A 26901-nucleotide genomic window follows, 5' to 3' on the forward strand; every position below is an offset into this window, starting at 1 on the left:
TATCACTGCAGAGGAGTTATCCGGATGAAGATGCAACCCGGGAGCTTATTTCCCCTGGTTACCCTGGCCCTGCTGGCCGGGTGTAACAGTCCACAAAAACTTCAGCAACGTGCGCCGGCCATGCCGGTACCTTCCGTCAGCGTTTCCCGCAATGTACAGCCGGTGTCACCGGATATTTATGCGCAGCCGGCACCGGAAGTGGTGCGTTACGACCGTTACCTGCTGGTCAGCACTGCACCGCAGGCAGCGCAGCGTGACCCGCTTTCCCAGATGATTGATATCCGTATTCCGGCGTCGTTAAAGCCCACTGTGGCCGATGCCATGCGTTATGCCCTGAAACAGTCCGGTTACACGCTGTGTGCCACCGGGCCGGCTAATGGTGTGCTGTACCGCCAGCCCCTGCCCGCCGTGCAGTATCAGCAGGGACCGGTGCGACTGCGTACGGCCCTGCAGGTGATGGCGGGACCGGCCTGGCAACTGGAAGTGGACGATGTTCAGCGGGTGGTCTGCCACAGTCTGCGGGAGGGGTATCAGTTACCGGCAGGCCAGCTGGCACCGGTGCCGGCTTCTCCGGCAATCACGGCTCCGGTGGCACAACCGGCTAAGGGAGGCTTCCTGAAAAAATGAGCGAACAACAGGAGATGATAACGCCCGTTCCGGCAGATAAACCCACAACACGCAGGTATTCATTTCTGCGGGGCGTGGCAGTGAGTTCCCTGATTCTGCTGGTTGTGGTGACGGGCGTGGCGTTGTATCTGACGGGACGCGGCATGCTGGCGATGGATACCCGTCTGGCAATACTGGAACAACAGCAGGGGGAGCGTCTGACAGCGGCGGCACTGGCACCGCTGCAGTCACGACTGAGTGAACTGGAGACGAAGCTGCAGGCGGAGAGTGCGCGTCTGGCGCAGCTGGTCCGGCAGCCCGTTCTGACGGAGGTTCAGCAGACGCAGCTTAAGGAACTGCCGGCGTCCCTTGAGCAGATTCAGGCTGCACAGAAAGCCTTTTCCCTGCGGCTGGACATACTGGCTGCACAGGCAGAGAAGCTACAGCCTCAGGCTGTTCAGTCAGAATCCCCTTCTGCTTCCGGCACCGGGAAAAAGGACGTATCCGGAACGAAAGAACCCTCTCCGGTGGTACAGAAAATCGCCCGCCCTCTGACTGCTCGTTCAGGAATGTCGCGCACCTCCCGCCGGGCGCCGTTTGTTCTGACCGGCACCGAGCGCCGGGGAGCGCAGTCATATGCGGCGGTGGCACCCCGGGGATATACCAGTCTGTCGCAGGTGGCACTGCTCGGGGAAGGTGAGAGTGTGGCCGGCTGGACACTGATTCATGCCGGTCACGAACAGGCGACGTTCCGGGTGAACGGACGTCAGGTACAGGTCAGGGTGGAGTGAGTGAAGATGAGACTGAAATCCCTGTTACTGGTGATGCTGATACCTGCACTGGCGCAGGCTGCAGACCAGAATACGACCGTGACGGACGCGTCCCGTACGGATACGTCACAGCATACGCAAAGCGCCACGCAGTCGCTGCAACAGCAGGCTGGGCGGTGGGGACTGAGTGAGGAGGACTGGGGGCGTTATCAGGAACTGATGGCGGGACCCCGCGGGATACAGTCGCCGGGTCTGGACCCGCTGACAGCACTGGGTATTGAGGCCCGGACACCGGCTGAGCGCAGGGCGTATGCCGAAAAGTGGGTGAAGGAAGAGCATGCCCGTACAGAGAAGGAGCTGGCTTTTCAGCGGGAGGTTGATGCGGCATGGCAGCGTCTTTATCCCGAAAAGCTGCCGGTCAGTATGGGCAATGCCGGTGTTCTGGCCGGGGACACCGGAGGCAGACTGGCGCTGTTTGTGAAGGCGAAGGACTGTGCGTCCTGTGATATCCGCCTGAGTAAGGTGCTGGCATCCGGTAAGCCGGTGGATATTTACCTGGTGGACAGTCAGGGGAAAGACGGGCTGCTTCGTCAGTGGGCACGTGAGCACAATATCCCACCAGAGAAGGTCCGTAGCCGGCATATCACCCTGAACCATGATGCGGGGCGCTGGCTGCGTTTTGGTGAGGGACAGATACCGGTGGTACTGCAGCAGGGGGCGGACGGATGGCGCGTGGCTGCATTCTGACCGTTCTGCTGATGCTGGCAGGCAGCGGTATGTGTCAGGCTGTTGCGCAGACCATTCCTGACGGGTATGCGCAGGTGGCCCGTGCACACGGTATTCCGGCAGAAGTGCTGTATGCCGTCTCCCTGACAGAGACCGCCATGGCTCCCGGTGATATGGCCGGCGTCATGCAGTATTCCCGCCGCGACGGGCGTCTTCCGGATGTCTCCCGCCCCTGGCCCTGGACAATTAATGTGGCCGGGAAGGGGTACCGTTATGCCAGCCGTCTGGAGGCCTGGCAGGCACTGCAGGTTTTTCTGAAACGTTATCCGGCCAGACGCATTGATGTCGGGATAGCGCAGGTCAATCTGGGGTGGAATGGTCATCGTTTCCCGTCAACATGGGCGGCCTTTGACCCGTACACCAGTCTTGAGACGGCGGCAGTCATTCTGCAGGAGTGCCATCAGCGCCATCCCGACAGCTGGCTGAAGACAGCCGGTTGTTATCACCATCCTGCCGGTGGAAAGCCGGCCGCCCGTTACACCGCCCTGGTCAGACGTCATCTGGACCGGCTGAATGCAAAAAGTATGACGCCACAGCAAACAGCCATGCTGGCACCGGCTGCGGATTATATCTGGACAGAGCCCCGGAGGCGTGAATGAACAGACTGAGACGGATTACTTTTTATTTTCCTGTATGGCTTCTGTTTTCAGCGAGCGTCAGTGCTGAACTGATGGTGATTGCTGACCTGGGGGGCAGGGATGCGGCTCCTTTTTTTGAGGGTATCAACCGGCAGGCACCGGCTTCTGCACCGGTTGTTTCACCACAGCCTCTTCTGCAGGGAGAAGCCGCGATGCTGCCGGTCAGCACACCTGAAATGTCACCCGGAGAGGTGACACCACGCCCGCTTCAGCTACCGGGCATCGGTGCACTTTTCCTTGTGGGGGATGATGCGTATTCCCGCGAGTGGCTGCAGAAAAATGCTGCTGCGCTCCGGGCGCGCCATGCTGCCGGAATGGTGGTGAATGTGGCTGATGAAAACGGCCTGCGCACGCTGCGTGAACTGGCTCCCGGCGTGGCGATGGCACCGACATCCGGTTCTGCGCTGGCCCGCCGGTTACAGCTGAAGTCTTACCCGGTGCTGATAACGGACAACGGGCTGTCACAGGAGGTGGAGCCATGATGCAGGTACCTGTGAGCGGTAGATGCGACGGGACTGAAACAGGAGAAAACATTCATGAGTAATCGTTATGTCATTGAGGCTTTGCTGCGACCGGCGGTGGAGCTGAACACTGCCGTGGTGGCGGCAACGGCGGCCGGTGTCTGTGTGACAGCGCCCTGGGCGGTGGCGCTCGCGCCGTCGGTCAGTTATGCCACTGCTGCCGGTTTTGGTGTTCTGGCAGCGGTCCGTTTTCGCCAGGGAATGAAGGTCATCCGCTACCGTCGCAATCTGCGGCGTCTGCCCCGTTATGTGATGAGTACCCGGCAGATACCCGTGAGCCGTCAGCGCCTTTTTCTGGGGCAGGGATTTCGCTGGACACAGAAACACACCCAGCGCCTTCAGGATACGCTGCGCCCGGAGGTGGCCAGGTACCTTCAGCCGGGCTGGCTGTACCGGATGGCCCGTCAGCTTGAGCTGAAAACGGAGCATACCGTCCCCCGCCTGGGCGCACTTTTGCGTCAGGACTCTCCGCTGAATCCGGTACGCCCCCTGCCGCCGGTGGGCGGGAATCCGGCACTGCATGGTATTGAACCGGATGAACAGGATGTGACGCTGGCGCTGGGAGAGCGGGTGGGACACACCATTGTTTATGGTACCACCCGTGTCGGTAAAACCCGGCTGGCAGAGTTGCTGGTCACACAGGATATCCGCCGGGGAGAGGTCACCATTGTCTTTGACCCCAAAGGGGATGCTGACCTGTTGCTGCGTGTCTGGGCAGAAGCACACCGGGCCGGCAGGGGCGATGAGCTTTATATCTTTCATCTGGGCTGGCCGGAAATCTCTGCCCGCTATAATGCAGTGGGGCGTTTTGGCCGGGTATCGGAAGTGGCCACCCGTGTGGCGGGGCAGTTGTCCGGTGAAGGCAACAGTGCTGCTTTCCGGGAGTTTGCCTGGCGTTTTGTCAATATCATTGCCCGCGCCCTGGTGGCGCTGGGAGAACGCCCGGATTACACGCTGATTATGCGCTATGTGAATAATATTGCTGACCTCTATATTCGTTATGCCGGAAAGGTGGTCAGTGAACAGATGCCGGAACTGGAAAGCGCCATTCTGAATAACATGAATGTGCTGGGTGAGAATGATGTGCCCCGGACCATGCAGAACCAGCCGGATGCTGTGCGTATCTGGGCCATTGAGGTGGCGCTCAGCAGTGAAGCCGGGAAGAAACTTTATGACCCGATACTGGATGGTCTGCGAAGTGCGGTACGTTATGACCGGACCTATTTCGATAAAATCGTGGCATCCCTGCTGCCGTTGCTGGAAAAATTGACCACCGGAAAGACGGCAGAGCTGCTGGCACCGGACTACCTGGATATGAGCGATACCCGTCCCGTGTTTGACTGGGAGCAGGTGATACGTAAAAAGGCGGTGGTGTATATCGGTCTTGATGCACTCAGTGACAGTGAGGTGGCCAGTGCCGTGGGAAACTCCATGTTTGCAGACCTGGTGAGTGTGGCCGGACATATCTACAAACACGGTATGAATGCCGGATTGCCCGGTGCCGGGGAGAGTAAAAATGTGGTCAACCTGCACTGTGATGAGTTCAACGAACTGATGGGCGATGAATTTATTCCGCTCATCAACAAGGGCGGTGGTGCCGGTATGCAGGTGACGGCGTATACCCAGACGTCTTCGGATATTGAAGCCCGCATCGGTAATGCGGCTAAAACTGCCCAGGTACAGGGTAACTTCAATAACATGATTATGCTGCGCGTCAGGGAGAACAGGACGGCAGAGCTGCTGACCAGTCAGCTGCCTCAGGTGGAGATTTACACCAAAACACTGGTGTCTGGGCATCAGGATACCGCCGATGTGACGTCCGGACAGGATTTCACCTCCAGCACCCAGGACCGCGTTGGTACAGTAAAGGTTCCCTTACTGGAGCCGGCGGATATCGTCACCCTGCCAAAGGGGCAGGCATTTGCTCTGCTGGAAGGCGGACAGTTGTGGAAAATCCGGATGCCGCTGCCGGCGCCGGATAAGGAAGATGCGCTGATGCCGGAGAGCATTGCAAAAGTGGCTGAAGCCATGCGGCGTAATTACCACACCGGAGAGGGGTGGTGGCATGAAGCTCCGGCCGTGAATGTGCCGGAAGGAGACGGACATGGCTGATTCCCGTCGTGATGTGAACCGTCCTGACGTTGCACACCCCCCACGCCGGCACGGGCTGCTGTATAACCTGCTGTGGGGGTGGCCGTGGGCACTGGCCGGGATGGTGCTCTCCTCCCTGTTGCTGAGCCTGCTGATTGAGTACGTGGGTATTGCATTTTTCTGGCCTGAACAGGGAGCGAAGCACAGTGAAGCGGTCATGAACACCGAGCTGGGCTGGTTATCCTCGGAGTTTACCCGCAGTCTGCTGCTGTCCACGCCGTCAGTGACGGTGATGAAGTGGGTGTCCACGGCGTACCAGTGGCTGTTTGTGGACAGCGGATTTATGGCCTGGATGAAACAGGGAGCTTCGGCTGATAACAGTGTGATACAGGAAGTGGATACTCTGGGCCGCTGGCTGGCGCATTACCTGCATGATTACCTGATGGCCACGGTATATGTGACGGTGGTGACGCTGGTCCGGGTGACGATTCTGGTGCTGTCAGTGCCCCTGTTTGTGATGGTGTCACTGGTGGCTGTGGTGGAGGGTCTGGGAAGACGTGACCTGCGCAGGTACGGTGCTGCGTATGAATCCAGTTTTGTTTATCACCATGCCAGAAAGTCCATTAAACCGGCGATATACATTCCCTGTATTCTTTATATGTCCTGGCCCACGGCAGTATACCCGAACCTGCTGATATGGCCGGCGGCCATGCTTCTGGGAGTTGCCATCACCGTGACCATGGCATCCTTCAAGAAGTATTTATAATCCACAGATGCCGGACACTCCGGTGCAAAACTGGTTTTGTGCCGGGGTGTCGGCAGACAAGCCATGTTACAGCCTTTTCTGCGCGTCAGTCAGCTGATAAGCAGAATTTAAATTAATGGCTTTTTGTTAAATTAACTGCTGTAACAGCGCAAATACAATAATACGTCAGTACTTTTTTCATAAAATTTTTTTGTAATCTTTTGTGTACGAAGTTTCATAGCGCGGACGCATTCACTGATACGTTGTGATTCTGTGTCGCAGGGAGGAAAAATGCTGATTTCTCGTTGCTTTTTTCTGACAGCCTTTTTTGTCAGTTTTGGTGTAAAAGCAAGCACAATTTGTGTTGGTCATTATGTCGGGAATAATGTTGGGTTTACAAGCTCTTTTGTGGGGGACCAGTTTAACAAGGTAAATATTAAAACCCATGGGCGATGGAATGGTGGTGGTCAGGATTCTCTTTATAAGTCTTTGCGAGATTTTGCCGGTTTCTCTTCCTATTCCGTTGCTGTCCCTAAACAAATATCACTGCCAGGTTCTTCAGCACAGTTGACGCTGACATTATCTGGTAATGTCATTACAGTCCCCACAGATAACAGGTGGCAGGCTGTTTTTGTTCAGCAAACAAATGAAGGGTGTGGCGTTAATACACAGGGAGTCTGGCAACGAATTCATGCCGCTATTCGGGCCGGGCAGGTAAATATAGCCTTATCAGGCAACGGGCTTCCTTCGGGACGATATCAGCTGGATGTACCATATATACTGGCATGGGGCTCCTCAACGGATGGTAATGCAAACAGGGATTTTCAGGATACATGGAAAGCGGGAAATGTCGGGACGAGTAATGTGACCGGATATTTTTCTCTTGAATTTACGATTAAAAATAAGTGTGAAATAACATCAGTGAATAATGAGCTGGTATTAAAACATGGGGCAATGACCCCGGATGTGGTTTCCGGAAGCAAGGTTATCAGTAAAGAGTTGTCTTTATCATGTGAGATACCCACAGGGGTGAGATTTCAGTTCCAGCCTCAAAAGGTGGAGCTGGGGAATGGTGTCAGTAGCCGACTTACGCTTAAAATATCAGACAAAGAATATTCTGATAACCCTGTTTCTGCAGTGATAGATAACAGTAAATTAAGGGTGATTTCAACTCTGCAGGGGAAATCCGATGCTGCCGGCGAATTATATGGTGTTTCAGTCCTTACGGCACTTTATGATTAACAAAATATCAAACAATGGCGCCTTCATGATGCGCCATTGTTTGATGAGTATCTTTTTTCTGATTAATCAGTTAACGAGAATCTGCATAATCCCGCTTCCTGTAAAGGAGCCAGCAACCGGATGACTGATATCGTTCAGATGATAAGTGGATGTGACGGCAAGCGTTTTGGTGCCGCTTATGCGGAATGTGTCTTTATATTTATCTCCGTTTCCGTCGTTAAAGAGCAGCTCACAAACACCTCCATCTCCGCATCGGGTAAAATTTTCAGTTTTTCCTGATATTGTGTGACTCCCTGTCAGCTTTACAGAGACAGAAGTTCCCTCACGACAGGTAAGATTGACGTTATAGGGTCGGGTTTTGTTTTTGTCGGCAAGCCTGCCTGCCATTTCACCGTGAGACAGATTTATGGATTTCGTACTGATATCGCATTTAGAAACTACTGTAACACGTGCATTAATATATTTATCCGGGACAGAAAGAACATCTGAAATAATGCTGCTGCCAGGATATGTTGAACCTGCGTGTTTGTGTTCCTCATAGGCGTATTTATAGGGGATGGATACATTATATACACCTGCAGGCACGGATTGTCTGGGAATGGTCATTTTTATGGATGCTGCGGGTGCCCACCAGTCGACCAGAGTGCTGCTTCCCAGAGTCCAGCACTCCCCCAAAGGTGTGTTTTTGGTTATCTGATTCACTGCCATTGAGTATGTTGCGGGATAAGGGAAGACAGGCCTTTCCCATCCTCCACCCAGAACCGGTTCAGCCCTGAATTTCAAACCGCCGCTTTGAATTTCTCGTGTGGGAATGGCTATCCATCCTGTTTTTTGTTGTTCTGCGGGTAATGTTCCGGGGCCTCCGGAACAGATAGTACGAATCACTTTCCCTGAAGAAATCCCACTCAGTGAAGATGGCATGGAAGTGGTGGCCGAAACGGTATAATCGTCATAAGTGACATCAATATCCCTGAACACATCATTCTTAGGCTCAAAAAGAAACCATCGGTAGTTAGCATGAACAGATGAAGAAACTGAGATGCCAGTCAGTGCTAACAGAAAAATTATTTTTTTCATTACAATTTCTGCCATAAAAAGAATACACTGCGGCAGTTGTAATATAATTACATCAGGAAAAATGAATTTAAAGAACCCAGATTACAACAAAATTATAAGAAGTCATTTATTTTTATCAGGGCTATATGTTAACGGTGAAACATCTGGGGGCGCAGGAGAACGCAACCAGTTCCGGGGATTAACTGTGTTTGCTTAAGGAGGAGCTGTGTCAAAAGGCCGGGCGGACAGCCCGACCAGAGTATCAGAAGTAGTACTTGAGGCCTGCTGTGGTTATGAAACTGTAATTTTCGATACCTGCGCCATTTTTGCTGTAGTCATAAGTGTTATCATTATGGTCATAAAGTGCTGTATCACCTTTCTTATTAGTGACCCGATTCCACGTACCTTCAACATAAACTTTTGCATTCGGCGTTACATAATAACCAGCGTTAATGGCTACAGAGTAGTAATTCTGGTCTTTGACTTTTTCTCGATATGTGATTCTTTTACTCGGGTCATAATGCTCATCATTATCAGAGGATTCCACCCAGCCACTGTATTTAAATGTGCCCCCCAGTTCAAAATCTTCATAACGGTAACTGCCCGTCAGGCCAATGTAGGGCATCTTAAAACGCTGTTTGTAGCCTATGGCTCTTTCTCCGTCTGGGAATGTGCCAACATCATCTCTGAACCCCTCATCAGAACTGTAGATATAGGAACCGCCTCTGGCGGTGAAGCTGTAACGACTTTCCTGATATCCCGCCATGAGGCCAAGGCGGTAATTGGGTTCATTTAAGAGCCATCCTTTGACATTAAGGTCAAATTCGTTGGCAAAATTAAGGCGGGTATCAGGATGCCTGCTTTCATGTGTCCAGATGTCCGGTTTGTTTTTATCCAGCCAGTCACTGTCAACCATATTCCCCCCTTTGTGATCGAGGGTCGTCCAGCCTGATGCACCAACAGACAAACGGGGGAGCAGATCCCAGTTAATGGTGCCTTTAATAATAGCGGCATTACTGTATTTCCAGTCCAGCTGACTGACTTTTCGCCCACCATTTTCAGGATCATAAACACGCTCTTTGGTTTTACCGCTCAGTGTTCCCAGGCTCAGTTCTGTACTGACCTTTTCAGGGGTAAAAGCAAAAGGTTCAGTGGTGGCCAGAGCATTGAGTGCAACGGGAGCAGATAATGCCATTACCAGAAGCTTTAATCGCATAATAATATGACTCCTTTCAGTCTGATTACTCAGACAAATATTCGTTTGTTTTTTATTTTTCCGTCAATTGTGAAACATTGTTTTGTTTGACTTTTGTTTAAAATAATTGCTCCGGATGCCAGAAATCAGAAAATTTCATTTGTCATGTCATTGATAATTATCATGTTAATTGCAGCGGTTTGTTTGAATTAAATATCTGTATTCTGTTATCACCAGGAATGAAAAACCTGTGCCTGTATTGATATGCAATACGGTTAATTTTTTATTTTATAAAAAGAGTTTATCGCTGACTCATCTCCTGCCCTTACGCATTCTGTACGCACCGTTTAACTCTGAAGGAGGTGCGTATGCGTTCTTTTTCGGCATCATCCCGCCGTGCCGGCCGTCTGGCCGGTGCTGCGGGGATGCTGTTTCTTTCCACCTTTGCCATATCCGTTCAGGCGGCTGAACAGGATGAACTGGCCACTGCCATGCGCCAGCTTGACCAGGTGCAGGCGGCGCTGGAGCGGGCCCGGGTGGCCGCTGTACAGTCCGGCTCGTCTGAGCCATCCCGTTACTTCTTTGATTATCCCCGGGTGCGTGCCGATCTGGAGACCATTCGTGATGGCATTGACCGCTATCTCACGCCTTCCCGGGCTCAGCCCCGCACAACGTCAGCCGTGAACGGGCACTACCGGCGGGAGCGTCCCTGATGGGCATGTCTGCCGTGCAGTCCTCCGCCTTTAAAGCAGCATCCGGGGAAATGGATATCAGTACCCTGCATCTGCTGTCACTCGGGCTGCTTTTTGCTGTGATGTTTCTCTGGGCGGCCTGGGCGCTGCTGGATGTCTGGGCGGGCTGGAGTAATGAGAAGGTCCGCAGCGCAATGCTGGGGCGCTTTTTTATCCGGCTGACTCTCCTGCTGGTTCTCAGTATCTGGATGTTTGCCAGCTGAGGTGAGTTGTTATCTGAATCATGATTATGAGGATTTTGTATTTATGAAGTGGTGTTTTCGTTTTCTGAAACGTGTTGTTTCTCTGCCGCGCACAATGCTGTTACGCCTGTGGAAGGCTGTGTTCTCACTGTGTCTGCTGCTCCGGATGAGTATGCAGCCGGCGCTGGCTGATCTGCCCACCATGGAGCCCCCGTCCTCCGGCGGTGGCAGCGGGCTGTTCGGGCAGATTAAAGGCTATTCCCAGGACGGTGTGGTGCTGGGTGGCCTGATTATTGCGGCCATTGCTTTCATTGTTGTGGCGAATGCGGCGATTTCCACCTTTCATGAAGTGCAGGACGGTAAAAAGGGCTGGAGCCAGTTTGGGGCCATTGTGGTGGTGGGGGTGATCCTGCTGGTTGCGGTGATCTGGCTGCTGACCAAATCGGCTTCCATCATTCTGTAAGGAACGCCGCCCATGCAGACCATTCATTTTTTACCCGATCGCCTTAACGTGGAGCCGGCCGTGTTCCGCGGTTTTACCACGCCGGAGCTGGGACTGGCCGCACTGACCGGTGCCGGTCTCGGCCTGCTCTGGCCGTTACCGCTGCTTCCGCTGACCGGCTGGGTGATTATCCCGACAGGAATAATGGTTACGCCGCTGCTGCTGGTCTGGTTTGGCGGAAGCTGGATCACCCGGATGAAGCGCGGTAAACCGGATAACTGGCTCTGGCAGCGGCTGGAGGAGAAAAAGTGTCGTGCCGGTATGGGCCGTTCATCGCTGATTATGGAGGCGCAGGGCTGGTCCCTGCGCCGTTCCCGGCCGGTAAGGAGAGTCTTATGAGTCGTTTTCGTCACGCCCTTCAGGACAGGGACCAGCATATCCGCAGCCTGCGCATTATCAGTGCCGTACTGGCAGGATTTCTGTTGCTGGCCTGTATTGGCTGGATGACTGCTCCCAGCCGTCTGACCATTCATAACCCGCCGGATTTGCGTTCCGGCAGTACCCGACCGTGGTGGGAAGTTCCCCCGTCGACGGTTTACTCCTTCGCCTTTTATATCTTCCAGCAGTTAAATGCCTGGCCGAAGAACGGTGAAGTGGATTACCCGGCTAAAATTCATGCCCTGTCGGCCTATCTGACGCCGTCATGCCGTGAACTGATGGAGAACGATGCCCGCCGCCGTAAGGATGCGGGGGAACTGCTTGACCGTGTGCGCGTGGTGTATGAAATCCCTGAGCACGGGTACGGAGGGCGCTACAACAAAAATCCGGTGACCGTACAGGGCCGGGATAACTGGCTGGTACGTCTGGACCTGGTGGCGGATGAGTATTTTCATGCCGAGCCGGTCAAACGTGCGCTGGTGCGTTATCCCCTGAAAGTGGTGCGTTGGGAGGGGGACCCGGAGCATAACCCCTTCGGGCTGGCACTTGACTGCTACAGCGGTACACCACAACGGCTGGAAGCCGCGCCGGTGTCTTCAGGCCCGGGAGGTGCGCAGTGATGGTAGCCACCGTTCGTCATTTCCTCCGGAATAGCCTGATGGCGCTTCCGTTACTGATATCCCCGTTTGTGCTGCATGCTGACGAACTGATGAAGTGGGAGCGTATTCCGTTATCCGTACCCCTGAAGGTAGGGCAGGAGCGGGTGATTTTTGCGGACAAAAATGTGCGGGTGGGATTCCCGCCGGCACTGAACGGTAAGCTGCGGGTACAGAGTACCGGTGGTGCCGTGTACCTGAAGGCGGACAGTGCCTTTTCACAGACACGGCTGCAGTTGCAGGATGTGGAGACCGGGGAAATTATTCTGCTCGATGTCACCGCCGGTGAACAGGGGCCTTCTGAGCCGGTACGTATTGTGTATGGCGGTGAGGTCAGCACGGTCATTCAGGCGACTGACCTGATGAAACCGGCGTCCTCATCCGGCAAAACCTCCGCCGGTCAGTCGCGGGCACCGGGACAGGATGACGGTACGCAGGCCCGTCGTCAGCCGGTTCGTTACAGCGCACCCCTGCCGGTGTTACTGACCCGTTACGCCGCCCAGTCCCTGTATGCCCCGCTCAGGACTCTGGAGGCGGTGCCGGGTGTTCACCCGGTCAGTCATCATCTGCCCGGACGCATCACCACCCTGTATCCGTCAGAGCCCCTGACCGTCACGCCACTGGCGGCATGGGGCGCTGGCGGACGCACGGTGGTGGCGCTGAAGCTCATCAACACGGTCAGCCGTAAGGTGGTGCTGGACCCCAGGGCACTGCAGGGAAACTTTGTGACCGCCACGTTCCAGCATCGCTGGCTGGGACCTGCCGGTACACCGGAGGACACCACAACACTGTATCTGGTGACAGAGGGCAGACCGGACAGGGCGTTTATCGCAGAGCCAGTCCGACGTAAAGTCACCACAGCCCGTAAGACAGGGGGCAGCACCCGCGGGGAGGTGAATCGTGCAGATTAAATCCAACATGCTGGTCAAATTTGTGGTGCCCGTTGTGGTTGTGGGCGGGGTATTCATCGGGCTTAAAAGCTGTGGTGATCCCGCGTCGTCATCAGATCCGTCAGCACAGCAGACACAGGTCCTGGGGACTCTGTCTCAGGAGGAACTGAAGGCGCTGGGTGTTGAGGGCGACACGCCGGAAGATACCCTGCGCACGCTTATCGGGCGTCTCAATCAGGTTCGTGAACGTCAGCAGACGCTGGACGAACAGAACAGCAAACTGCTGAAGGAGAATGAACAACTGCGCAAACGCGGAACGGATGTGTCCGGTCAGCTGAACGATGCCGTGGCAGGACTGCAGAAAAGTTATGAGGAGAAGCAGCGCCAGTTACAGAACGAGCAGAACGCCCTGATGGCAAAGGTGCAGTCCCTGACGGAGCAGCTGGCGCAGCAGGGTGGCACCAGTAAGGCAAATACTGACAGCGATATTCCCCTCGGGCTGGGGCTTGACGGACTGAGTGGTTCTCCGGGAAGCACGGTGTCACAGGGGGGCGATGGCCTGATGTGGGTGACGCCGGCTGACCAGTCACAGCCTGACCCGCGGGATGTGGCAGGGGGCAAAAGTGGTCCCCGTTTCCCCACCTCCTTTCTGGATGATAACCCGCTGACCCGTCAGAAGGCGGCGTATGAACAGCAGGTGAAGGGATACAGTAACGAGAAACAACAGGCCACCACACAGGCCGTCTACACCCTGCCGGAGAATGCCACCCTGGTCGGGAGCCGGGCAATGACGGCCCTGCTGGGGCGGGTGCCGGTCAACGGTACGGTGACAGACCCTTATCCGTTCAAGGTGCTTATCGGTAAGGACAACCTGACTGCCAACGGCATTGAACTGCCGGATGTGGAAGGGGCCGTGGTGTCCGGTACCGCCAGTGGTGACTGGACGCTCTCCTGTGTGCGGGGCCAGGTGAACAGTATCACCTTTGTGTTCGCTGACGGGCGGGTTCGCACGCTGCCGGCACCGGATGTGAACGGCACCACCAACAGCAACCGGAATGCGAAGAACGGGAATAACACCGGCGGCATTGGCTGGATTTCGGATGAGGATGGCATTCCGTGTATCAGTGGCACCCGTAAGTCCAATGCTGCCACATACCTGCCCACCATTTTCGGTCTGTCTGCCGCGGGGGCGGCCGGTGAGGCCCTGAGTCAGGGGCAGTACACCACGCAGAATAACGTCAACGGCCTTTCTTCTGCGCTGACCGGCAGTGCCGGGGAGGCGGCACTGGGTAAGGCGATTTCCGGCGGAATGAATGAGACAGCAGAGTGGGTGAAGCAGCGTTACGGGCAGACGTTTGATGCCATTTATGTGCCACCGGGAAAAAGGCTGGCCGTTCACATCACCCGCCAGCTGGCGATTGATTACGAAGACCAGGGCCGTAAGGTGCGTTATGACTTCACCCTGCCGGGAGAGGCGGATGCACAGGGTGGTCTGGACTGAGGGAGTAAACCGTGAAGCATTTTTTTTCTGTAATGACCCTGATTACCGTCACGCTGACACTGTCTGGCTGTGCGACGTCAAAAGAGGAACTGCTGCCCGCCGGGGACCAGTCGATGCTGGAAATCTGGCAGGGGCAGTCTGGCGGCGGAAGCGCCCGCTCTGCTGCGGCAGCCCGTGACACACTGCGGCGTCCGCTGACAGAAACGGAACAGCAGGACGCTGCGCAGACGGACCGCAGTTACAGCCGGACACAGGAGAGTGAAATCAGCCAGCAGTTTCCGCGTCTGCCCAATCCGGACATGGTGATGTATGTCTTTCCGCACCTTGCAGAAGGGAATTCACCGGTACCGGGCTACAGCACGGTGTTTTCATTTTACAGCCAGACGCAGTATGCGATGCCCGGTGAACGCACGGCAGCGTTCTGACGGGGCGGATGAGCTGAGTGACTGTGCCGGTGTGATGCCGGCGGTTTATCAACGCATTTTCGGGAGGAACGCTGAAAGGCTGTTGTGTCAGGCAGACGGGATGCGTTCATGTCAGTCAGATGGTTTTTCCTTTGTTTAAAAAGAAAGTAAAGACGGAAGCGCCTGCACAGGCAGTGGCATCAGCCGCGTGTGCGCATGAAACCGGTGCCGGTGACGCCGGTATTCCCCGTAACCTGACCCGCCCCGGGCGAATGACGCGCCGGGAAGAGGCGAAGATTTACCATGCGGGCCCGTCCATTATTGATTTTCTGCCCTGGGTGGAATACCTGGATGAAGAGCAGTGCCTGCTGCTGGATGACGGGGTGTCGGTCGGGGCGGTGTATGAGGTGACACCGGCGGCCACGGAAGGGCGCACGGCAGAGCGTCTTGAGCAAATCCGTGACACGGTGGAGGATGCCCTGCAGGACAGTTTTGATGAATACGACACCCACCCCTGGGTGGTGCAGTTCTTCTGTCAGGATGAAAATGATGTGGATGCGTATCTTGACCATCTGAGGGGGTATGTGAAGCCCCATGCGCAGCGCACCGCTTTTACAGAGGCCTGGCTGGGCGAGATGGAACGGCATCTTCGGGGAATTGCCCGTCCTGAAGGGCTTTTCACGGACACGCTGGTGACCGGTCAGCCCTGGCGTGGTCAGCAGCGACGGACCCGGATGGTGGTGTACCGCCGTATCGGGAAAAACAGCCATGACCCGATGCCGCCGGTGGCGATGCTGAACCAGGTGTGTGAACGCGTGGTGGGGGCGCTGGGCGGGGCGGGGGTGCGCTGTACCCGTATGAACGGTCTGCAGGTACATGGCTGGCTGCTCAGACTGTTCAACCCCCGGCCAGAGTGGGTGGACAGGGACACACTGTACCGTCTGGCCACCCGTGCAGCGCCGCAGGAGACCCCGGAGGGCATGATGCCGGTGATGACCGACTTTGCGGAAAGTCTCTGGTTCACGCCGCCGGTGTCGGATCCGGAAAACGGTGTGTGGTGGCTGGACGGACTTCCGCATGCCGCCGTGGTGGTGGAGAAACTGCGTACGCCTCCGGAGGCAGGGACGCTGACCGGTGAGAAGGCCCGGGGCGAAAAGACGGTGAATGCCCTGATGGATACGTTCCCTGAAGGCACCCTGTTGTGCATGACCATTGTGGTACAGCCGCAGGACACACTCGAGGAGCGTTTTACCCGTCTGTCAAAAAATGCGGTCGGGGAAAACACAGAGTCCATTCGTGCCCGTCAGGATGTGGCCACCGTGAAGGAATATCTGGGAAACCGCCACAAACTTTACCGGGCGGGGATCAGTTTTCTGTTACGGGCTGAGGATATGGACAGCCTGAAGCGTAAGCGGGTGGCCCTGACCACGGCACTGCTGGGTGCCGGCCTGCAGCCGGTACGTCCGGAGTTTGATGTGGGGCCACTGAACAGCTGGCTGCGTGCGCTGCCCATGTGTTTTGACCCGGATACGGACAGGAAACAGTGGTACACGCGTCTGATGTGGGTGCAGCATCTGGCGGGGCTCCTGCCGGTGACCGGGCGGGAAACAGGCACCGGTCATCCCGGGTTCAGTTTCTTTAACCGGGGAGGGGATGTGCTGACTTTTGATCCGCTGAATAAAATGGACCGCACCCAGAATGCGCACCTGCTGCTGTTTGGTCCGACCGGCGCAGGGAAATCCGCCACGCTGTGCTCCTCGCTGTCGCAGATCATGGCCGTACATCGCCCCCGTCTTTTTATTGCTGAAGCCGGGAACTCGTTCGGGCTGCTTGCCGATTATTTTGAGAGCCTCGGGCTGAGCGTCAACAAAATCAGCGTGAAACCGGGCACCGGTGTCAGCCTGCCGCCGTTTGCGGATGCACATCACCTGGTGGCACAGGGACAGACCCTGCAGGATGTGGATGAACAGGCGTTGCCGGAGATTGATGATGACACGCAGGATGAGAACGGGGACCAGCGCGATATCCTGGGAGAAATGGAGATCTCTGCCCGCATGATGATCACCGGGGGAGATCCGAAGGAAGAGGCGGCACTCAAACGGGCGGACAGGGCGATGATCCGCGAAGCCCTGCTGATGGCCACGCACACCACATACCGGGAGGGACGCCAGATGCTGCCGGCGGATTTGCAGTCGGCACTGTGGGAAATCTCCCGGGACAGTCAGCGAAATGAACTCCGGCGGACGAAAGCGGCAGAGATGGCGGAAGCGCTGGGGATGTTCACCCAGCCGGGCAGTTTTGAAGCGGAGCTGTTTAACCGGGAAGGTGCGCTGTGGCCGGAAGCGGATGTGACGCTGATTGACCTGGGGCATCTGGCCCGTGAGGGGTATGAAGCCCAGATGGCGCTGACCATGGTGTCGATGACCAACATGATTAACAACATCGCGGAGCGTGACCAGTATCTGGGGCGGGATATTCTGTTTGCGGTGGATGAGGCACACATTGTGACGGTGAATCCGTTGCTGTCCCCGTACATGACCAAGGTGGTGAAAATGTGGCGCAAGCTGGGTGCCTGGCTGTGGCTGGCCACGCAGAACCTGAAGGACTATCCGGATGTCGCCGAGAAGATGCTGAATATGGCCGAGTGGTGGGTGTGTCTGACCATGCCGCCGGAGGAAGTGAATAACATTGCCCGCTTTAAAGCCCTGACAGAGGAGCAGAAAGCGGTGCTGCTGTCAGCCGGCAAACTGCCGGGGTGTTACACGGAAGGGGTGGTCCTGGCGAAGAAGGTGGAGGCGCTGTTCCGGGTTGTGCCCCCGAGTATTTACCTGGCGCTGGGGATGACGGAGAAGGAGGAGAAGGCGGAGCGCCGGGCGTTAATGAAAACGCATCAGTGCAGCGAGCTGGAAGCGGCATTTCATGTGGCCCGGAAGCTGGACAGGTTGCGTGGGCTGACTGACGGGGAGTAAGACGATGCTGTGCCTGAAATATCCGGAGCCGGAAGAGTTGTCACAGGGGCACCCTGCCGGAAGTGTGTTTGTGTTGCCGCCACAGGGGCAGCCCGGTGCCAGTCGTGCCACCCGGGATAATCTTGAGCGTCTGCGCGGGCATCTGCAGAAGCAACTGGGGCAGGTGACGCGTATCTGTTGCCAGCCACAGCGTGTGGGGGTAAACAGCAGTGTGGCGGTGACACTGGAAGGGCGGTCGGGCCGGCAGGTAAATCTCCTGCTGACCGTGAGCGGTCATGAGAGCTGGCCGTCAGAGGAGGAGTATGCACATCCCCGCTGGTATATCCTGGTGACCGATGCCGCTGATTTGTGTTATCTGCTGCTGTGGCTGGCCGGGTTAAAGTGAAGGGGATGTACATTTACTTTGATGCGGTTCTGGCTTGCGTACTGACCGGGGCCGTTGTGCTCAGATTAAGTCGCTTCCCGGGAGTCTGCTGGCGGAGTTAATGAAAAAATCTGAAAAACAAACCAGAATATTACAGAAGGCTGCATATTTTTATTATTATTGCATTGCAGACACTTTTATTATGTATTCTGCTCTTGTCAGTAAGATTTCCAGCATTTTTCCATGTTCTTTTTCCGCACTTCGGTGCGGTTTTTTTATTTCTGATTTCGGTGATTTACTGAAAAACTCTGAAAATTTTGTTGGCGGATTGAAAAATCCCGGAAAGCCCGGGCACAATTTCCCGGGTTGTGTTGTTTCATTGTTATCATTACTCAGGACGTTTTGCCCGCAGGAATGGCGGGCTCTTTTTAGTGTGTCTTCGCATGAGTCATTGCCGTCCCGCTGACTTTTTTTCGCGCTTACGTCACAGGTGATGGCTCAGTCGAAGATATATTGATTGCAGAGATGATGTATGGCGGTTCGTTATAAAATTACGGCAACGATAATGAAGCCCGGCAATCCACCGGTATTCTGGACCCGTTATTCCGGAAGTAAAATGACTCGTACTGAGTGCGAGAAGATGTTCTCTGTTCCCAAAGAACCGGAGCAGACCTGTATGCTTAAAACCCGAATTGAAAATTTCTATTGTGAAAGTATTGTGGATGAAAAAGTCTGAAAATATACTGGTAATAATGACGATGACTTTGACTGGCTGATATATTGTGTTGCCTTACAGTGATACTGTAAGGGCATGCAAACTGATGAATAATCCCTTATGTTGAGACGTTGAGGTCTCTGCCGGGCATATCTGCCCGGCTTTTTTTTATGTCCGGGATTGACGAAAATCCGAAAATTATCATATCTGCAGAAAAATGAGAAAACAATTCCGATTATTATCTGATTTATTAATGGCTGGCTCTGTTATGGATAATACCAGAATTCAGGAGGATGCTTTGGGATAAAGCGTTATCACTGGGGGTGTCAGCTTCATGAGGTTAAAAGAGACGTGATAACGCCTTATCCCGAAGGATGAGAGTGTTCCCTCTCGTGTCAGATTTCCAGGTCGTCAAAAAAGAGAGAACACTCTCTGATTTTGGGGACAGCATACTTCCGTTTGTTATTTTGTTGCCTTTCAGACAGAAGGGCAATGAAAAATATCAGAAAAAATCTTAATTCTTCATTTCATCGTTAATTTTCAGTTTCCGGTTTTGAATTTATTGATGACCTTCCCTGTGCTTCTGAGCACGCTGTCAGACATGTATTGTCTGAAGGAGTTATTTCATGTACCGGAAGCTGTTGTATTCCTTTCTTGCCCTGCCGGTGATATCCGTTGCCGGCACCACTGTTTATACCGATTCGGCGCATCCGCCGGTTAACCTGCCTCCTGAAGTGCAGGTCGTGTTACTCGACGGGCCACAGCAACTGCAGGACGCTTTTTTCGGTCCGTTGCCGGCTGACCCTGAAGCCGCTGAGGCTGTTGTTCGTGAGCACATGCAGTCCCCTGAATGGGCGTCTGCACAGGCTGACCTTGCAGAACGTTACCGCCTGGTGACCCACGCCTGGTTGCTGGGGCTTGAAAAATACCCTGCGGTGGTGTTCGACGACCGGGAAGTGGTATACGGCACCACCGATGTGGCACAGGCTGAGCGGCTCAGGAGTCAGGGAGGTCAGCCATGACGGAGCTGCAAACACGACGTTATGCCGGCGCATTTTTGTTGTGGACAGCGACTGTTTCCGTGGCCGGCGCTTCCCTGAATACGACACAGATAGTGGCCAGTGCTGTCTCTCAGAGCTGCATCAGCTGGCGGGTCAGTGGTATCTGTTACTGGCTGTACTGTACGCCCTTTGGCTGTAAGGTCCGGACGTCCGTGAAGGTTTCACATTTTATTCCTGAAGCGGTGGTGTCCACTTATACCGCACCGGGCGGTAATCCCTGGCAGGAGATGGCTCTGGTCAGTCAGGCATCCGGCGGTGTGGAGAACGCCATCAGCAGCGGGATTGCCGGGTTGTCTGCCGGCGGGGGAAACCCGGCAGATATGAAATTACCGGGGCAGCGTAAATCCGCCATCCGTTTCAAATACGCGGATGCGCTGGGACATCCGGCCACGTTGCTTATCGGGGGCAGCATTCCTGGGTATTCGTGTGAGTCTGCTGCCACTCCACTGAAGCCTTATTTTCTCAGCACACTGGACACTCTTGCCTGGCGCACCGGCATGCCTGAATCCCTGTATCCCGAAGCCATGATACCCGGCAGACGGGAGCTGGGGAGTCAGCGTAATGCAGACATGTGGGGAAATATCTACCCCCGTTCCGGTTTTGTCAGCCAGACCGATGATGACAAAGCGGCAGCCCTGGTTGCCCAGCGGGTGGCGGACATCATCACACGCACCGGAGAACCTCACGTCTATCAGTCGCTGAAAGGCCGAAAAAAGGATGGCTACTGGCCACCGAATGCGGTGGAAGAAAATACCGGCACCCGTAATCACAAGTGGCAGCGCCTGACCCCTTCTGTTTCTTCATCCTGCGCCGTGTTTCCGGATGGCAGCCATGCCGCGCCGGAGGACGGTAATGCCGCTTTTGCCCTGTGGCGTCCCTACAGTTGCTGCAAAAAGCGGGGCCAGAAATTTCTGGGCAGTACGAATTTTTAGAGGAAAGCAAATCATGAAGCATAAACCACAACTGATAAATGTCGTGGCACTGGCAGTCATGCTGGCCTGCAGCACAATGGCCGGCGCGGCGGAGAATGAACGCGGTACGTTCGGTCTCTCCCTGCCACAGGTGAATGACAGCGCCATCGGGTACGGGAAATCCATTGACGGTGCCATCTCGGACAAACTGTTTTACACCCTGGGGGGCGGGTCAGTGATATCGCAGCCGGCAACCCGAAGCAACATGAAGAAGCTCGGGGTGGATATTGGCTGGAGCAGCAATCTGATGTGCGGCAACTTTGACCTGAAAACCACGGTGAGCAATCAGCTGAACGGGGTAACGGACGGTTTTAAAAACCTGATGGGGGATGTGATACAGGGGGCGACGGGCGCGGTGGCCAGCCTGCCGGCGATGGTTATCCAGCGGGCTAATCCGGGACTTTATGACGCCCTGACTAACGGGGTATTACAGGCAAATGTAGCATTCGACAAGGCACAGCTGAACTGCCAGAACATGGCGAAGCGCATGATGGAGTTTTCGGACAGCAGTAAGTGGACACAGGCAGCAATGCTGGATGAGTACAAGAAAATTGTGAACTCAGGGGATGGTGATGCCGTCCGGGGGGATGATGCCGGCCGTAAGGTTACCGGGAAAGAAGGCCGGAAATGGATTGGCGGTCAGGCCCGTGGTGGTGCCGGGCAGTCGGCTATTCGCCCCACACATGATCTGGCCGCAGCGGGCTTTAACATGATGAATAACCTGCCGGTTACCAGTACATCAACGGTCGGAACCTCCAGCTGCACCGGAAGTGTCTGCAGTAAGTTCAGTAATGCTGAAGAGGCGGCAAAGGCGGTGGTGAAAGTGCTGGGTGATCGTTCCATGCGGACCTGCGGGAACGCAGCGGAGTGTACCAGCGGGGATGAAGACCAACAGCCGGGAGTGGCGGTTGCAGGAACCGGGTTCACGCCGATGCTGGAAGAAGCGGTGAAAGTGAATACAGAACAACTGGTGAAGCTGGTTAATGGCACGGAAAAACCGACAGCAGCGAATCTGGCCAAACTCCGGTCCGGCAGTCTGACGGTAACGGCCGGAGTGATTAAGGCGTTGCAACGGGATCCGGATAATGCCGCACTGACCGGACGTCTGGCCGGCGAACTGGCAATGGCGGATACGGTGGAGACGGCACTGCTGATGCGCAGAATGATTATGACGGGGATGTCTGAGCCGTATGCTGCAGCGCAGGATGTCGCGATTGAAGAAGGAAGTCGCCGTATTGAGGCGCTGGACCGGGAGATTGCAGCACTGAAAAACGAGATGGAGCTGAAGCGTGAGCTGGCCCGCAACAGCGTACTGACCATTATTGAGCGTGAAAATCAGCGTGTTGGCGTTAACCCGCAGACGGAAAGTGCGGATAACACAGATACCCGTATTAACCAGCTGGAGCAGGGGAGAAATGAGGATGAGTGAGCGTCTGAAAACAGATAACAAAAAACAAAAACTAAAAAAAATCGTATATACGAGCGGTGCATTGTTGATTTTTATGGTGCTGGCGTTGTTTATCGCAGATGTTGCCATTCGTTATCCGGGGAGCGTATCTGCGTTCAGTGAATGGATGAGGGCTCACCGTTCTGGCTGGCTGATCTGGCGTCTGTTCATTTATATCCTGCTGGGCTGGGGGATCTGGCGTATTGTGCATGCGCCGGGATTCCGGGCGGAATACCGCCAGCCACTGATACGTATCTGTTGCGCCAGTGTGGCGTTTATTCTGGTCTGTGAATACGCGCTGCTGAAGGCGCAGGGAGGCTGATGATGACAACAAACAGCTATCTTGAATATTTTCTGACCCTGCTGGGCTGGCTGATTAATAACGGCCTGTGGAATGTGCTGCTGGGAACCGGGCTGTTTGCATTGCCGCTGGTATTTAAGGTTATTGGGATCTGGCTGCGGGTCAGGGAAGAAGGGGAGGATGAGGGGAATAAGGGGCTGCTTTCACTGCCCCGTATTGAACATGCTCTGTACATGGGGTTCTTTGTGATTATCAGTTGCTGTGTGCCGCTGGTTAATGTCAGTCTGGGGACTATTGAGTATGACGGCAACCGGGCGAAGCAGTGTGGAACATGGACGCCGAAGGCACCGGATAAGACCGGGTATGCAGGCGTGATTTCCAGCATGGACGGTAAAACGGCGCAGATCCCGCTGTGGTGGCTGATGGTGCACAAACTTTCAAAAGGGGTGACTCAGGCTGCCGTGGCGTCCATTCCCTGTACGCCGGATATGCGGCAGATGCGCTTCGAGGTTCAGCATACCCGGCTCAATAACAAGGCACTGATTGAAGAGCTGCAGGATTTTACCAACGACTGCTACTCACTGGCACTGTACAGCTGGAAGCACCAGGATCAGGGAATGACAACGGATAAAAATACGCTGCGGGATATTGAGTGGATTGGCAGCAGGACATTCCAGTCGCGTTATTACAATGCGCTGCAGTCGAAGATGCCGAGAAGTGCATTCCCGTGGAATGAGGCCAGGGACAGTGGGCGACCAAACACAGGTCGTGGTGGTTACCCGACCTGTAATGAGTGGTGGAATGAGGCGGATGTCGGGCTGAAAAGCAGGGTGATGAAACAGGCCGATCCCGGTATGTGGCTGCGTCTGTCGGCTACGATGAAAATGATCGGGAATACGGGCAAGGAGTATGAAGAAGCGGTGATACGCCGTCTGGTCAGTCCGGTGAACATGACGGTGTCGCATGGGGGCAGGGCCTATGCCGGTTATGGCGGGAATGCAGATTTTACGTTTTTTAATGCCATCAACCGGACAGTTTCCACTGTTGGGGCTGGCGTGGGAAGTGTGCTGGCCTTTCCTGCACTGGATTCAATGCGACAGGCATTACCCATGATGCAGGGGATCCTGTTGATGGCTATTTACGTGATGTTGCCGCTGATTCTGGCGTTTGCGGCGTACGAGATAAAGACGGTGATTACGCTGACATTTGTGATTTTTGCGACCAATTTCCTGACGTTCTGGTGGGAGCTGACCCGGTGGGTTGATTCAAACATGTTTACTGCGCTGTATTTTTCGGATACTCACAGTATGGCCAATCTTGCCGGTTTTCAGAACACATCAGATGACACAATTCTGACCATGGTGGTAGGAAGCATGTTCTTACTGTTACCAGCAGTCTGGCTTGGTGCATTATCGTGGGCTGGAGTGAATATTGGTAGAGGAATTGAATCAACAGTATCAGGTGGAGGAAAACAGGCTTCTGATGTGACAGATACAGGGACGCAAATGGCTATGCAAGGCAAGGGTAAAATCGTAAGCGAGGTGGATAATGTAATGAAAATGAGCAAAAAGTCATAAATACGCAGGAAGTACCACGCTACGGCTAAGTAGCGTGGTTTTATTTAGTCGTCGTCGACTCTGTAGCCATTTACATAATAACCTAGCCCTTGGGGGCCAATAGTAAAACCTTCGGCCGTATCTTTTTTCTCAATTTCTATTTCCGGCAAATTTTTCATCATTGCCATAAGGCAGAAAGGGGCTGCAATAAGGAAGAAACAGCATAACGCTGCAAACAGGCTGAAAATGCCACAGATTGCGATGACCGTTAACAGCAACATAACAGGAATGCGACCAGTCCAGCCGGGCAGGTGATGTTTGCTGGCTACATTTATACAAAACATATCAATGTGATAGAGAAAGGTTTTGATACGCTTCCATCGCATTGCAATTCGTCTTCCCCTGAGGTAAGCAGCATTGTTGTTGCTCGTCATGAAAAACTCCTAATTTTCAGTCCAATGAGATGAATTTAATGTTCAAACCATAAGCTATTTTTGTATAAATATAGGTGAAAAACCATACAGAATCTACTGATAAACATCTTAAAAAGAGGTGCAAATGTTGAGCAAAAAATTGTTATTTGTTTGTGTCTCATGTCTGACGTTAACCGCCTGTTCTGTTGATGAGATTGCTGCAGTTAACAAGAAAATCAGTGATGGTGCCTTTGCTTTGACTGGTGCATTACGCGGTAATAATTCATCAACTGCTGATAATGGTATGCCGTGGCTGTCACAGAAAGCGCCGACTAAAAGGGATAAACGGGAAAATGTAACGGAGATCCCCGTTGATGTTGATACAGCTGCAGGAAGATTAAAACGGTACTATAAATTTTATTCGAATGAGGAAGTTGACGCTATTCGTAATAATGGAACTACGGATGGGAAATGGCAGGCTTCGGCAATAAAAGATAATGGACATATATGGGATGCGATGCCTGGTAGCTATTACAAAATGGGGAGTGACTGGGATGGCGGTCAGTTTGATGATCATCTTACCATTGAAGTTGAAAAAAATGGTAAAGGGAGTCGTCTTTATATAACGTACGCATCACCGGCTCCAGGGCATCTGAAAGAAGCAACGCTTGCGCCGTTATTTAATCGAGTAAAGGATGTGGCAGAAGGAAGAGTCAGATAACATTATGGACAGGAGTAATGGTTTGATGATGGGATGTAATTATCAGAAAGAAAATTGTTCTTAGTTTGTTTATTATTGTGTTTGCTACTTTGTCGTTTAATTTCGGTTGAAGTTGGAGGGTAAAAGATAACAGAATACTGTTCTTCAATTGACAAATATAATTTATTAATGGCGGATAAAATAAGGAGTGAAGAGAAACTGTTTTACTTAAGCTTGTATTATTTTGTTAGAGTAGTTGGTTTTATATGTAGAGGTTGATATATGAATAATACTTTGCGGCAGTGGCTTGAATTTGATGAGATGATTACTCCAAAGATAATAAAAGTTATCTATTGGATTTTTCTTGTTATCACAATCGTTGGCGGCGTCATAGGAATGTTCGCCAATTTCTTTGCAGGATTTATTGGTCTTGTATTTGGTGTTATAGGTTTGAGAGTTGGGTGTGAGATGGTTATTTTGATGTTTAATATATATAAGCAGCTTAAGAAAATAGCTGATGCAGTTCCCGAAAAAATAAGAGATGTATCTGAGACTGAAATACCTTCTTCTTCAGATAATCATATCTGATATAACAGCTAAGGTCGGTGTTAACCGGCCTTTTTTATAAATAAAATCCTCCTGTAAAAGGGTTGACATATAAAAGTCCGTCTTGCTAATCTTTCCCCGCAATAATTGTCGCTATGCGACCACCAATGTTCCGTATAGCCTGTGAGGAACGCCTTCGGGTGGCTAGCTAAACACCTCCTGAACCTGAAAGGATGGTGCATTCCACGTGAATGAGGTAAATCTGCGCGCTCTTGAGAGCAGAATGTCGTCACAAAAAGCGCATTATGACGCGACGATGAGGGCTTTTTTTACTTCCATTCAGTACCGCTATGATCGGTCTGTAGTCGTCCGTAAACAACGGACTGACGTCTTTAATCTGTTCGGGCATTCGCCCCGGGCTTCTTACGACTGTACACACCGCATAAGGCCATTTGAAATCTGGCTGCTTGCGTGCGTACGTGGAGTTTGAAGCTGCGCGGCGTCACTTTTGTCGGCGTGTAACGATGACAAAGTGACGCATGCGCGTCTGCTTTACGAACCCGCACAAACCGTCGCGTCACGGGATGTTTTTTAACATTTGAAGAAGTGACCAGACGTGAGAGTGCTTTTTCAACCTTCTCTGCAAACGTACAGACGATACCGTGAATAACGTTCATCGGCCGTTCTTCTTGCAGAATTTTATTGTTTTTTAAGGAGTTTTATGTAGTGAGATGCCGAACCGGCGATACCACTTATTAGGGGTGGTATCGGGGGCGACCTGGAAACAGGTACAGCGAATGCTGCAGTCGGTGTGCAACACCGGTTTGTTACCCCTCAATACCTAAACAGTCTGCGCTACCCTGGCGCTCAGGCACTCATTACCCGAAGGATCGCAACGCTTAACCGTGTCGCCAGGGAGAATGCAGATGAATTTTTCTGTTGT

At 53.7% G+C, this 26901-nt stretch carries 31 protein-coding genes; 27 read left to right on the forward strand and 4 right to left on the reverse strand.

The genetic code is table 11. The features are described from left to right. Positions 1-30: 30 nt before the first annotated feature. The 8 genes from FEK50_RS19935 to FEK50_RS19970 all read left to right on the forward strand — a co-directional run bounded on the left by FEK50_RS19935 (position 31) and on the right by FEK50_RS19970 (position 7399). On the forward strand, positions 31-627 hold the full coding sequence (locus FEK50_RS19935; RefSeq protein WP_171025407.1) for a PilL N-terminal domain-containing protein: 597 nt from the start codon (positions 31-33) through the stop codon (positions 625-627). Further along, the gene (locus tag FEK50_RS19940) at positions 624-1397 is read left to right on the forward strand and encodes a Tat (twin-arginine translocation) pathway signal sequence (RefSeq protein ID WP_135524435.1); all 774 of its coding nucleotides are present in this window, start codon (positions 624-626) and stop codon (positions 1395-1397) included. The genes FEK50_RS19935 and FEK50_RS19940 overlap by 4 nt, the downstream gene beginning before the upstream one ends. 6 nt (positions 1398-1403) lie before the next feature. After that, complete coding sequence (locus FEK50_RS19945) at positions 1404-2123, forward strand: TIGR03759 family integrating conjugative element protein (RefSeq protein WP_135524436.1); 720 nt, start codon at positions 1404-1406, stop codon at positions 2121-2123. Beyond that, positions 2102-2761 carry a transglycosylase gene (locus FEK50_RS19950; RefSeq protein WP_126510101.1) on the forward strand — a complete coding sequence of 220 codons (660 nt, stop codon included), beginning with the start codon at positions 2102-2104 and terminating at the stop codon, positions 2759-2761. The genes FEK50_RS19945 and FEK50_RS19950 overlap by 22 nt, the downstream gene beginning before the upstream one ends. Then, positions 2758-3282: an integrating conjugative element protein gene (locus tag FEK50_RS19955; protein ID WP_135524437.1), complete on the forward strand. Its 525-nt coding sequence runs from the start codon at positions 2758-2760 to the stop codon at positions 3280-3282. The genes FEK50_RS19950 and FEK50_RS19955 overlap by 4 nt, the downstream gene beginning before the upstream one ends. A 54-nt stretch (positions 3283-3336) precedes the next feature. Then, a complete protein-coding gene (gene traD, locus FEK50_RS19960) occupies positions 3337-5433 on the forward strand; it encodes a type IV conjugative transfer system coupling protein TraD (RefSeq protein WP_135524438.1) in 2097 nt (698 codons plus the stop codon). Beyond that, entirely contained in the window at positions 5426-6178 is a 753-nt protein-coding gene (locus FEK50_RS19965; RefSeq protein WP_135524439.1) for a TIGR03747 family integrating conjugative element membrane protein, read from the forward strand. Before traD ends, FEK50_RS19965 begins: the two co-directional genes overlap by 8 nt. A gap of 270 nt (positions 6179-6448) precedes the next feature. Next, positions 6449-7399 (forward strand): hypothetical protein, encoded by a 951-nt coding sequence (locus FEK50_RS19970; protein ID WP_126510098.1) that lies wholly within the window; start codon positions 6449-6451, stop codon positions 7397-7399. 66 nt (positions 7400-7465) lie between these two features. Here the strand turns inward: FEK50_RS19970 and FEK50_RS19975 are convergent, their stop codons facing one another. Next, positions 7466-8476: a spore coat protein U domain-containing protein gene (locus FEK50_RS19975; RefSeq protein ID WP_000720071.1), complete on the reverse strand. Its 1011-nt coding sequence runs from the start codon at positions 8474-8476 to the stop codon at positions 7466-7468. Between the two features lie 241 nt (positions 8477-8717). After that, positions 8718-9671, reverse strand: a complete 954-nt coding sequence (locus FEK50_RS19980; RefSeq protein WP_001237404.1) for an omptin family outer membrane protease — start codon at positions 9669-9671, stop codon at positions 8718-8720. Between the two features lie 347 nt (positions 9672-10018). Here FEK50_RS19980 and FEK50_RS19985 point away from each other — a divergent pair, with 347 nt between their 5' ends. The 17 genes from FEK50_RS19985 (at position 10019) to FEK50_RS20065 (ending at position 24320) form a co-directional block, all read left to right on the forward strand. Continuing rightward, positions 10019-10363 carry an RAQPRD family integrative conjugative element protein gene (locus tag FEK50_RS19985; protein WP_001256160.1) on the forward strand — a complete coding sequence of 115 codons (345 nt, stop codon included), beginning with the start codon at positions 10019-10021 and terminating at the stop codon, positions 10361-10363. Then, complete coding sequence (locus FEK50_RS19990; RefSeq protein WP_000525827.1) at positions 10363-10605, forward strand: TIGR03758 family integrating conjugative element protein; 243 nt, start codon at positions 10363-10365, stop codon at positions 10603-10605. The genes FEK50_RS19985 and FEK50_RS19990 overlap by 1 nt, the downstream gene beginning before the upstream one ends. 43 nt (positions 10606-10648) lie before the next feature. Beyond that, complete coding sequence (locus FEK50_RS19995) at positions 10649-11047, forward strand: TIGR03745 family integrating conjugative element membrane protein (protein WP_170987251.1); 399 nt, start codon at positions 10649-10651, stop codon at positions 11045-11047. A 12-nt stretch (positions 11048-11059) separates the two neighbouring features. Further along, the gene (locus FEK50_RS20000) at positions 11060-11425 is read left to right on the forward strand and encodes a TIGR03750 family conjugal transfer protein (RefSeq protein WP_135524440.1); all 366 of its coding nucleotides are present in this window, start codon (positions 11060-11062) and stop codon (positions 11423-11425) included. After that, a complete protein-coding gene (locus FEK50_RS20005; RefSeq protein ID WP_069914673.1) occupies positions 11422-12084 on the forward strand; it encodes a PFL_4703 family integrating conjugative element protein in 663 nt (220 codons plus the stop codon). Before FEK50_RS20000 ends, FEK50_RS20005 begins: the two co-directional genes overlap by 4 nt. A gap of 38 nt (positions 12085-12122) precedes the next feature. Further along, on the forward strand, positions 12123-13031 hold the full coding sequence (locus FEK50_RS20010; RefSeq protein ID WP_240782315.1) for a TIGR03749 family integrating conjugative element protein: 909 nt from the start codon (positions 12123-12125) through the stop codon (positions 13029-13031). After that, complete coding sequence (locus tag FEK50_RS20015) at positions 13021-14511, forward strand: TIGR03752 family integrating conjugative element protein (protein WP_135524441.1); 1491 nt, start codon at positions 13021-13023, stop codon at positions 14509-14511. Before FEK50_RS20010 ends, FEK50_RS20015 begins: the two co-directional genes overlap by 11 nt. Before the next feature lie 32 nt (positions 14512-14543). Next, positions 14544-14936: a TIGR03751 family conjugal transfer lipoprotein gene (locus FEK50_RS20020; protein ID WP_050187686.1), complete on the forward strand. Its 393-nt coding sequence runs from the start codon at positions 14544-14546 to the stop codon at positions 14934-14936. A gap of 251 nt (positions 14937-15187) precedes the next feature. Continuing rightward, positions 15188-17884 (forward strand): conjugative transfer ATPase, encoded by a 2697-nt coding sequence (locus tag FEK50_RS20025; protein WP_135524475.1) that lies wholly within the window; start codon positions 15188-15190, stop codon positions 17882-17884. A gap of 4 nt (positions 17885-17888) precedes the next feature. Continuing rightward, positions 17889-18269, forward strand: coding sequence for an acetyltransferase (locus FEK50_RS20030; RefSeq protein ID WP_135524442.1), 381 nt, complete (start codon positions 17889-17891; stop codon positions 18267-18269). A gap of 100 nt (positions 18270-18369) precedes the next feature. After that, the gene (locus FEK50_RS20035; RefSeq protein WP_131162456.1) at positions 18370-18714 is read left to right on the forward strand and encodes a hypothetical protein; all 345 of its coding nucleotides are present in this window, start codon (positions 18370-18372) and stop codon (positions 18712-18714) included. A 66-nt stretch (positions 18715-18780) separates the two neighbouring features. Beyond that, positions 18781-18984 (forward strand): DUF1187 family protein, encoded by a 204-nt coding sequence (locus tag FEK50_RS20040; protein ID WP_042093783.1) that lies wholly within the window; start codon positions 18781-18783, stop codon positions 18982-18984. A gap of 605 nt (positions 18985-19589) precedes the next feature. Next, complete coding sequence (locus FEK50_RS20045; protein WP_089644293.1) at positions 19590-19985, forward strand: TIGR03757 family integrating conjugative element protein; 396 nt, start codon at positions 19590-19592, stop codon at positions 19983-19985. After that, a complete protein-coding gene (locus tag FEK50_RS20050; RefSeq protein ID WP_135524443.1) occupies positions 19982-20956 on the forward strand; it encodes a TIGR03756 family integrating conjugative element protein in 975 nt (324 codons plus the stop codon). The genes FEK50_RS20045 and FEK50_RS20050 overlap by 4 nt, the downstream gene beginning before the upstream one ends. A 13-nt stretch (positions 20957-20969) precedes the next feature. Further along, the gene (locus FEK50_RS20055) at positions 20970-22424 is read left to right on the forward strand and encodes an integrating conjugative element protein (protein ID WP_135524444.1); all 1455 of its coding nucleotides are present in this window, start codon (positions 20970-20972) and stop codon (positions 22422-22424) included. Further along, the gene (locus FEK50_RS20060; protein ID WP_237581285.1) at positions 22417-22764 is read left to right on the forward strand and encodes a hypothetical protein; all 348 of its coding nucleotides are present in this window, start codon (positions 22417-22419) and stop codon (positions 22762-22764) included. Before FEK50_RS20055 ends, FEK50_RS20060 begins: the two co-directional genes overlap by 8 nt. A 2-nt stretch (positions 22765-22766) precedes the next feature. Next, positions 22767-24320 carry a conjugal transfer protein TraG N-terminal domain-containing protein gene (locus FEK50_RS20065; RefSeq protein WP_053296111.1) on the forward strand — a complete coding sequence of 518 codons (1554 nt, stop codon included), beginning with the start codon at positions 22767-22769 and terminating at the stop codon, positions 24318-24320. Positions 24321-24364: 44 nt separating this feature from the next. Here the strand turns inward: FEK50_RS20065 and FEK50_RS20070 are convergent, their stop codons facing one another. Then, on the reverse strand, positions 24365-24733 hold the full coding sequence (locus FEK50_RS20070; RefSeq protein ID WP_135524445.1) for a hypothetical protein: 369 nt from the start codon (positions 24731-24733) through the stop codon (positions 24365-24367). A 124-nt stretch (positions 24734-24857) separates the two neighbouring features. On the opposite strand from FEK50_RS20070, the gene FEK50_RS20075 reads away from it, so the two are divergent. Next, positions 24858-25433: a hypothetical protein gene (locus tag FEK50_RS20075; protein ID WP_138211673.1), complete on the forward strand. Its 576-nt coding sequence runs from the start codon at positions 24858-24860 to the stop codon at positions 25431-25433. Between the two features lie 261 nt (positions 25434-25694). Then, on the forward strand, positions 25695-26000 hold the full coding sequence (locus tag FEK50_RS20080; RefSeq protein WP_042093893.1) for a DUF4282 domain-containing protein: 306 nt from the start codon (positions 25695-25697) through the stop codon (positions 25998-26000). A 350-nt stretch (positions 26001-26350) separates the two neighbouring features. On the opposite strand, the gene FEK50_RS20085 is transcribed toward FEK50_RS20080, so the two are convergent. Then, the gene (locus FEK50_RS20085; protein WP_135524446.1) at positions 26351-26635 is read right to left on the reverse strand and encodes a hypothetical protein; all 285 of its coding nucleotides are present in this window, start codon (positions 26633-26635) and stop codon (positions 26351-26353) included. Positions 26636-26901 lie beyond the last annotated feature (266 nt).

The organism is Escherichia sp. E2586 (genome assembly GCF_005781105.1).
Classification (GTDB): domain Bacteria; phylum Pseudomonadota; class Gammaproteobacteria; order Enterobacterales; family Enterobacteriaceae; genus Escherichia.

Coding starts and splice junctions, on each gene's coding strand:
- FEK50_RS20065 (WP_053296111.1), top strand. CDS start 22,767: ATGACAACAAACAGCTATCTTGAATATTTTCTGACCCTGCTGGGCTGG.
- FEK50_RS20045 (WP_089644293.1), top strand. CDS start 19,590: ATGTACCGGAAGCTGTTGTATTCCTTTCTTGCCCTGCCGGTGATATCC.
- FEK50_RS20060 (WP_237581285.1), top strand. CDS start 22,417: ATGAGTGAGCGTCTGAAAACAGATAACAAAAAACAAAAACTAAAAAAA.
- FEK50_RS20055 (WP_135524444.1), top strand. CDS start 20,970: ATGAAGCATAAACCACAACTGATAAATGTCGTGGCACTGGCAGTCATG.
- FEK50_RS20000 (WP_135524440.1), top strand. CDS start 11,060: ATGCAGACCATTCATTTTTTACCCGATCGCCTTAACGTGGAGCCGGCC.
- FEK50_RS19945 (WP_135524436.1), top strand. CDS start 1,404: ATGAGACTGAAATCCCTGTTACTGGTGATGCTGATACCTGCACTGGCG.
- FEK50_RS20085 (WP_135524446.1), bottom strand. CDS start 26,635: ATGAACGTTATTCACGGTATCGTCTGTACGTTTGCAGAGAAGGTTGAA.
- FEK50_RS19935 (WP_171025407.1), top strand. CDS start 31: ATGCAACCCGGGAGCTTATTTCCCCTGGTTACCCTGGCCCTGCTGGCC.
- FEK50_RS20030 (WP_135524442.1), top strand. CDS start 17,889: ATGCTGTGCCTGAAATATCCGGAGCCGGAAGAGTTGTCACAGGGGCAC.
- traD (WP_135524438.1), top strand. CDS start 3,337: ATGAGTAATCGTTATGTCATTGAGGCTTTGCTGCGACCGGCGGTGGAG.
- FEK50_RS19980 (WP_001237404.1), bottom strand. CDS start 9,671: ATGCGATTAAAGCTTCTGGTAATGGCATTATCTGCTCCCGTTGCACTC.
- FEK50_RS19975 (WP_000720071.1), bottom strand. CDS start 8,476: ATGAAAAAAATAATTTTTCTGTTAGCACTGACTGGCATCTCAGTTTCT.
- FEK50_RS19955 (WP_135524437.1), top strand. CDS start 2,758: ATGAACAGACTGAGACGGATTACTTTTTATTTTCCTGTATGGCTTCTG.
- FEK50_RS19940 (WP_135524435.1), top strand. CDS start 624: ATGAGCGAACAACAGGAGATGATAACGCCCGTTCCGGCAGATAAACCC.
- FEK50_RS19965 (WP_135524439.1), top strand. CDS start 5,426: ATGGCTGATTCCCGTCGTGATGTGAACCGTCCTGACGTTGCACACCCC.
- FEK50_RS19995 (WP_170987251.1), top strand. CDS start 10,649: ATGAAGTGGTGTTTTCGTTTTCTGAAACGTGTTGTTTCTCTGCCGCGC.
- FEK50_RS20040 (WP_042093783.1), top strand. CDS start 18,781: ATGGCGGTTCGTTATAAAATTACGGCAACGATAATGAAGCCCGGCAAT.
- FEK50_RS19990 (WP_000525827.1), top strand. CDS start 10,363: ATGGGCATGTCTGCCGTGCAGTCCTCCGCCTTTAAAGCAGCATCCGGG.
- FEK50_RS20005 (WP_069914673.1), top strand. CDS start 11,422: ATGAGTCGTTTTCGTCACGCCCTTCAGGACAGGGACCAGCATATCCGC.
- FEK50_RS20080 (WP_042093893.1), top strand. CDS start 25,695: ATGAATAATACTTTGCGGCAGTGGCTTGAATTTGATGAGATGATTACT.
- FEK50_RS20010 (WP_240782315.1), top strand. CDS start 12,123: ATGGCGCTTCCGTTACTGATATCCCCGTTTGTGCTGCATGCTGACGAA.
- FEK50_RS20035 (WP_131162456.1), top strand. CDS start 18,370: ATGAAAAAATCTGAAAAACAAACCAGAATATTACAGAAGGCTGCATAT.
- FEK50_RS20020 (WP_050187686.1), top strand. CDS start 14,544: ATGACCCTGATTACCGTCACGCTGACACTGTCTGGCTGTGCGACGTCA.
- FEK50_RS19985 (WP_001256160.1), top strand. CDS start 10,019: ATGCGTTCTTTTTCGGCATCATCCCGCCGTGCCGGCCGTCTGGCCGGT.
- FEK50_RS19950 (WP_126510101.1), top strand. CDS start 2,102: ATGGCGCGTGGCTGCATTCTGACCGTTCTGCTGATGCTGGCAGGCAGC.
- FEK50_RS19970 (WP_126510098.1), top strand. CDS start 6,449: ATGCTGATTTCTCGTTGCTTTTTTCTGACAGCCTTTTTTGTCAGTTTT.
- FEK50_RS20075 (WP_138211673.1), top strand. CDS start 24,858: ATGTTGAGCAAAAAATTGTTATTTGTTTGTGTCTCATGTCTGACGTTA.
- FEK50_RS20025 (WP_135524475.1), top strand. CDS start 15,188: ATGACGCGCCGGGAAGAGGCGAAGATTTACCATGCGGGCCCGTCCATT.
- FEK50_RS20070 (WP_135524445.1), bottom strand. CDS start 24,733: ATGACGAGCAACAACAATGCTGCTTACCTCAGGGGAAGACGAATTGCA.
- FEK50_RS20050 (WP_135524443.1), top strand. CDS start 19,982: ATGACGGAGCTGCAAACACGACGTTATGCCGGCGCATTTTTGTTGTGG.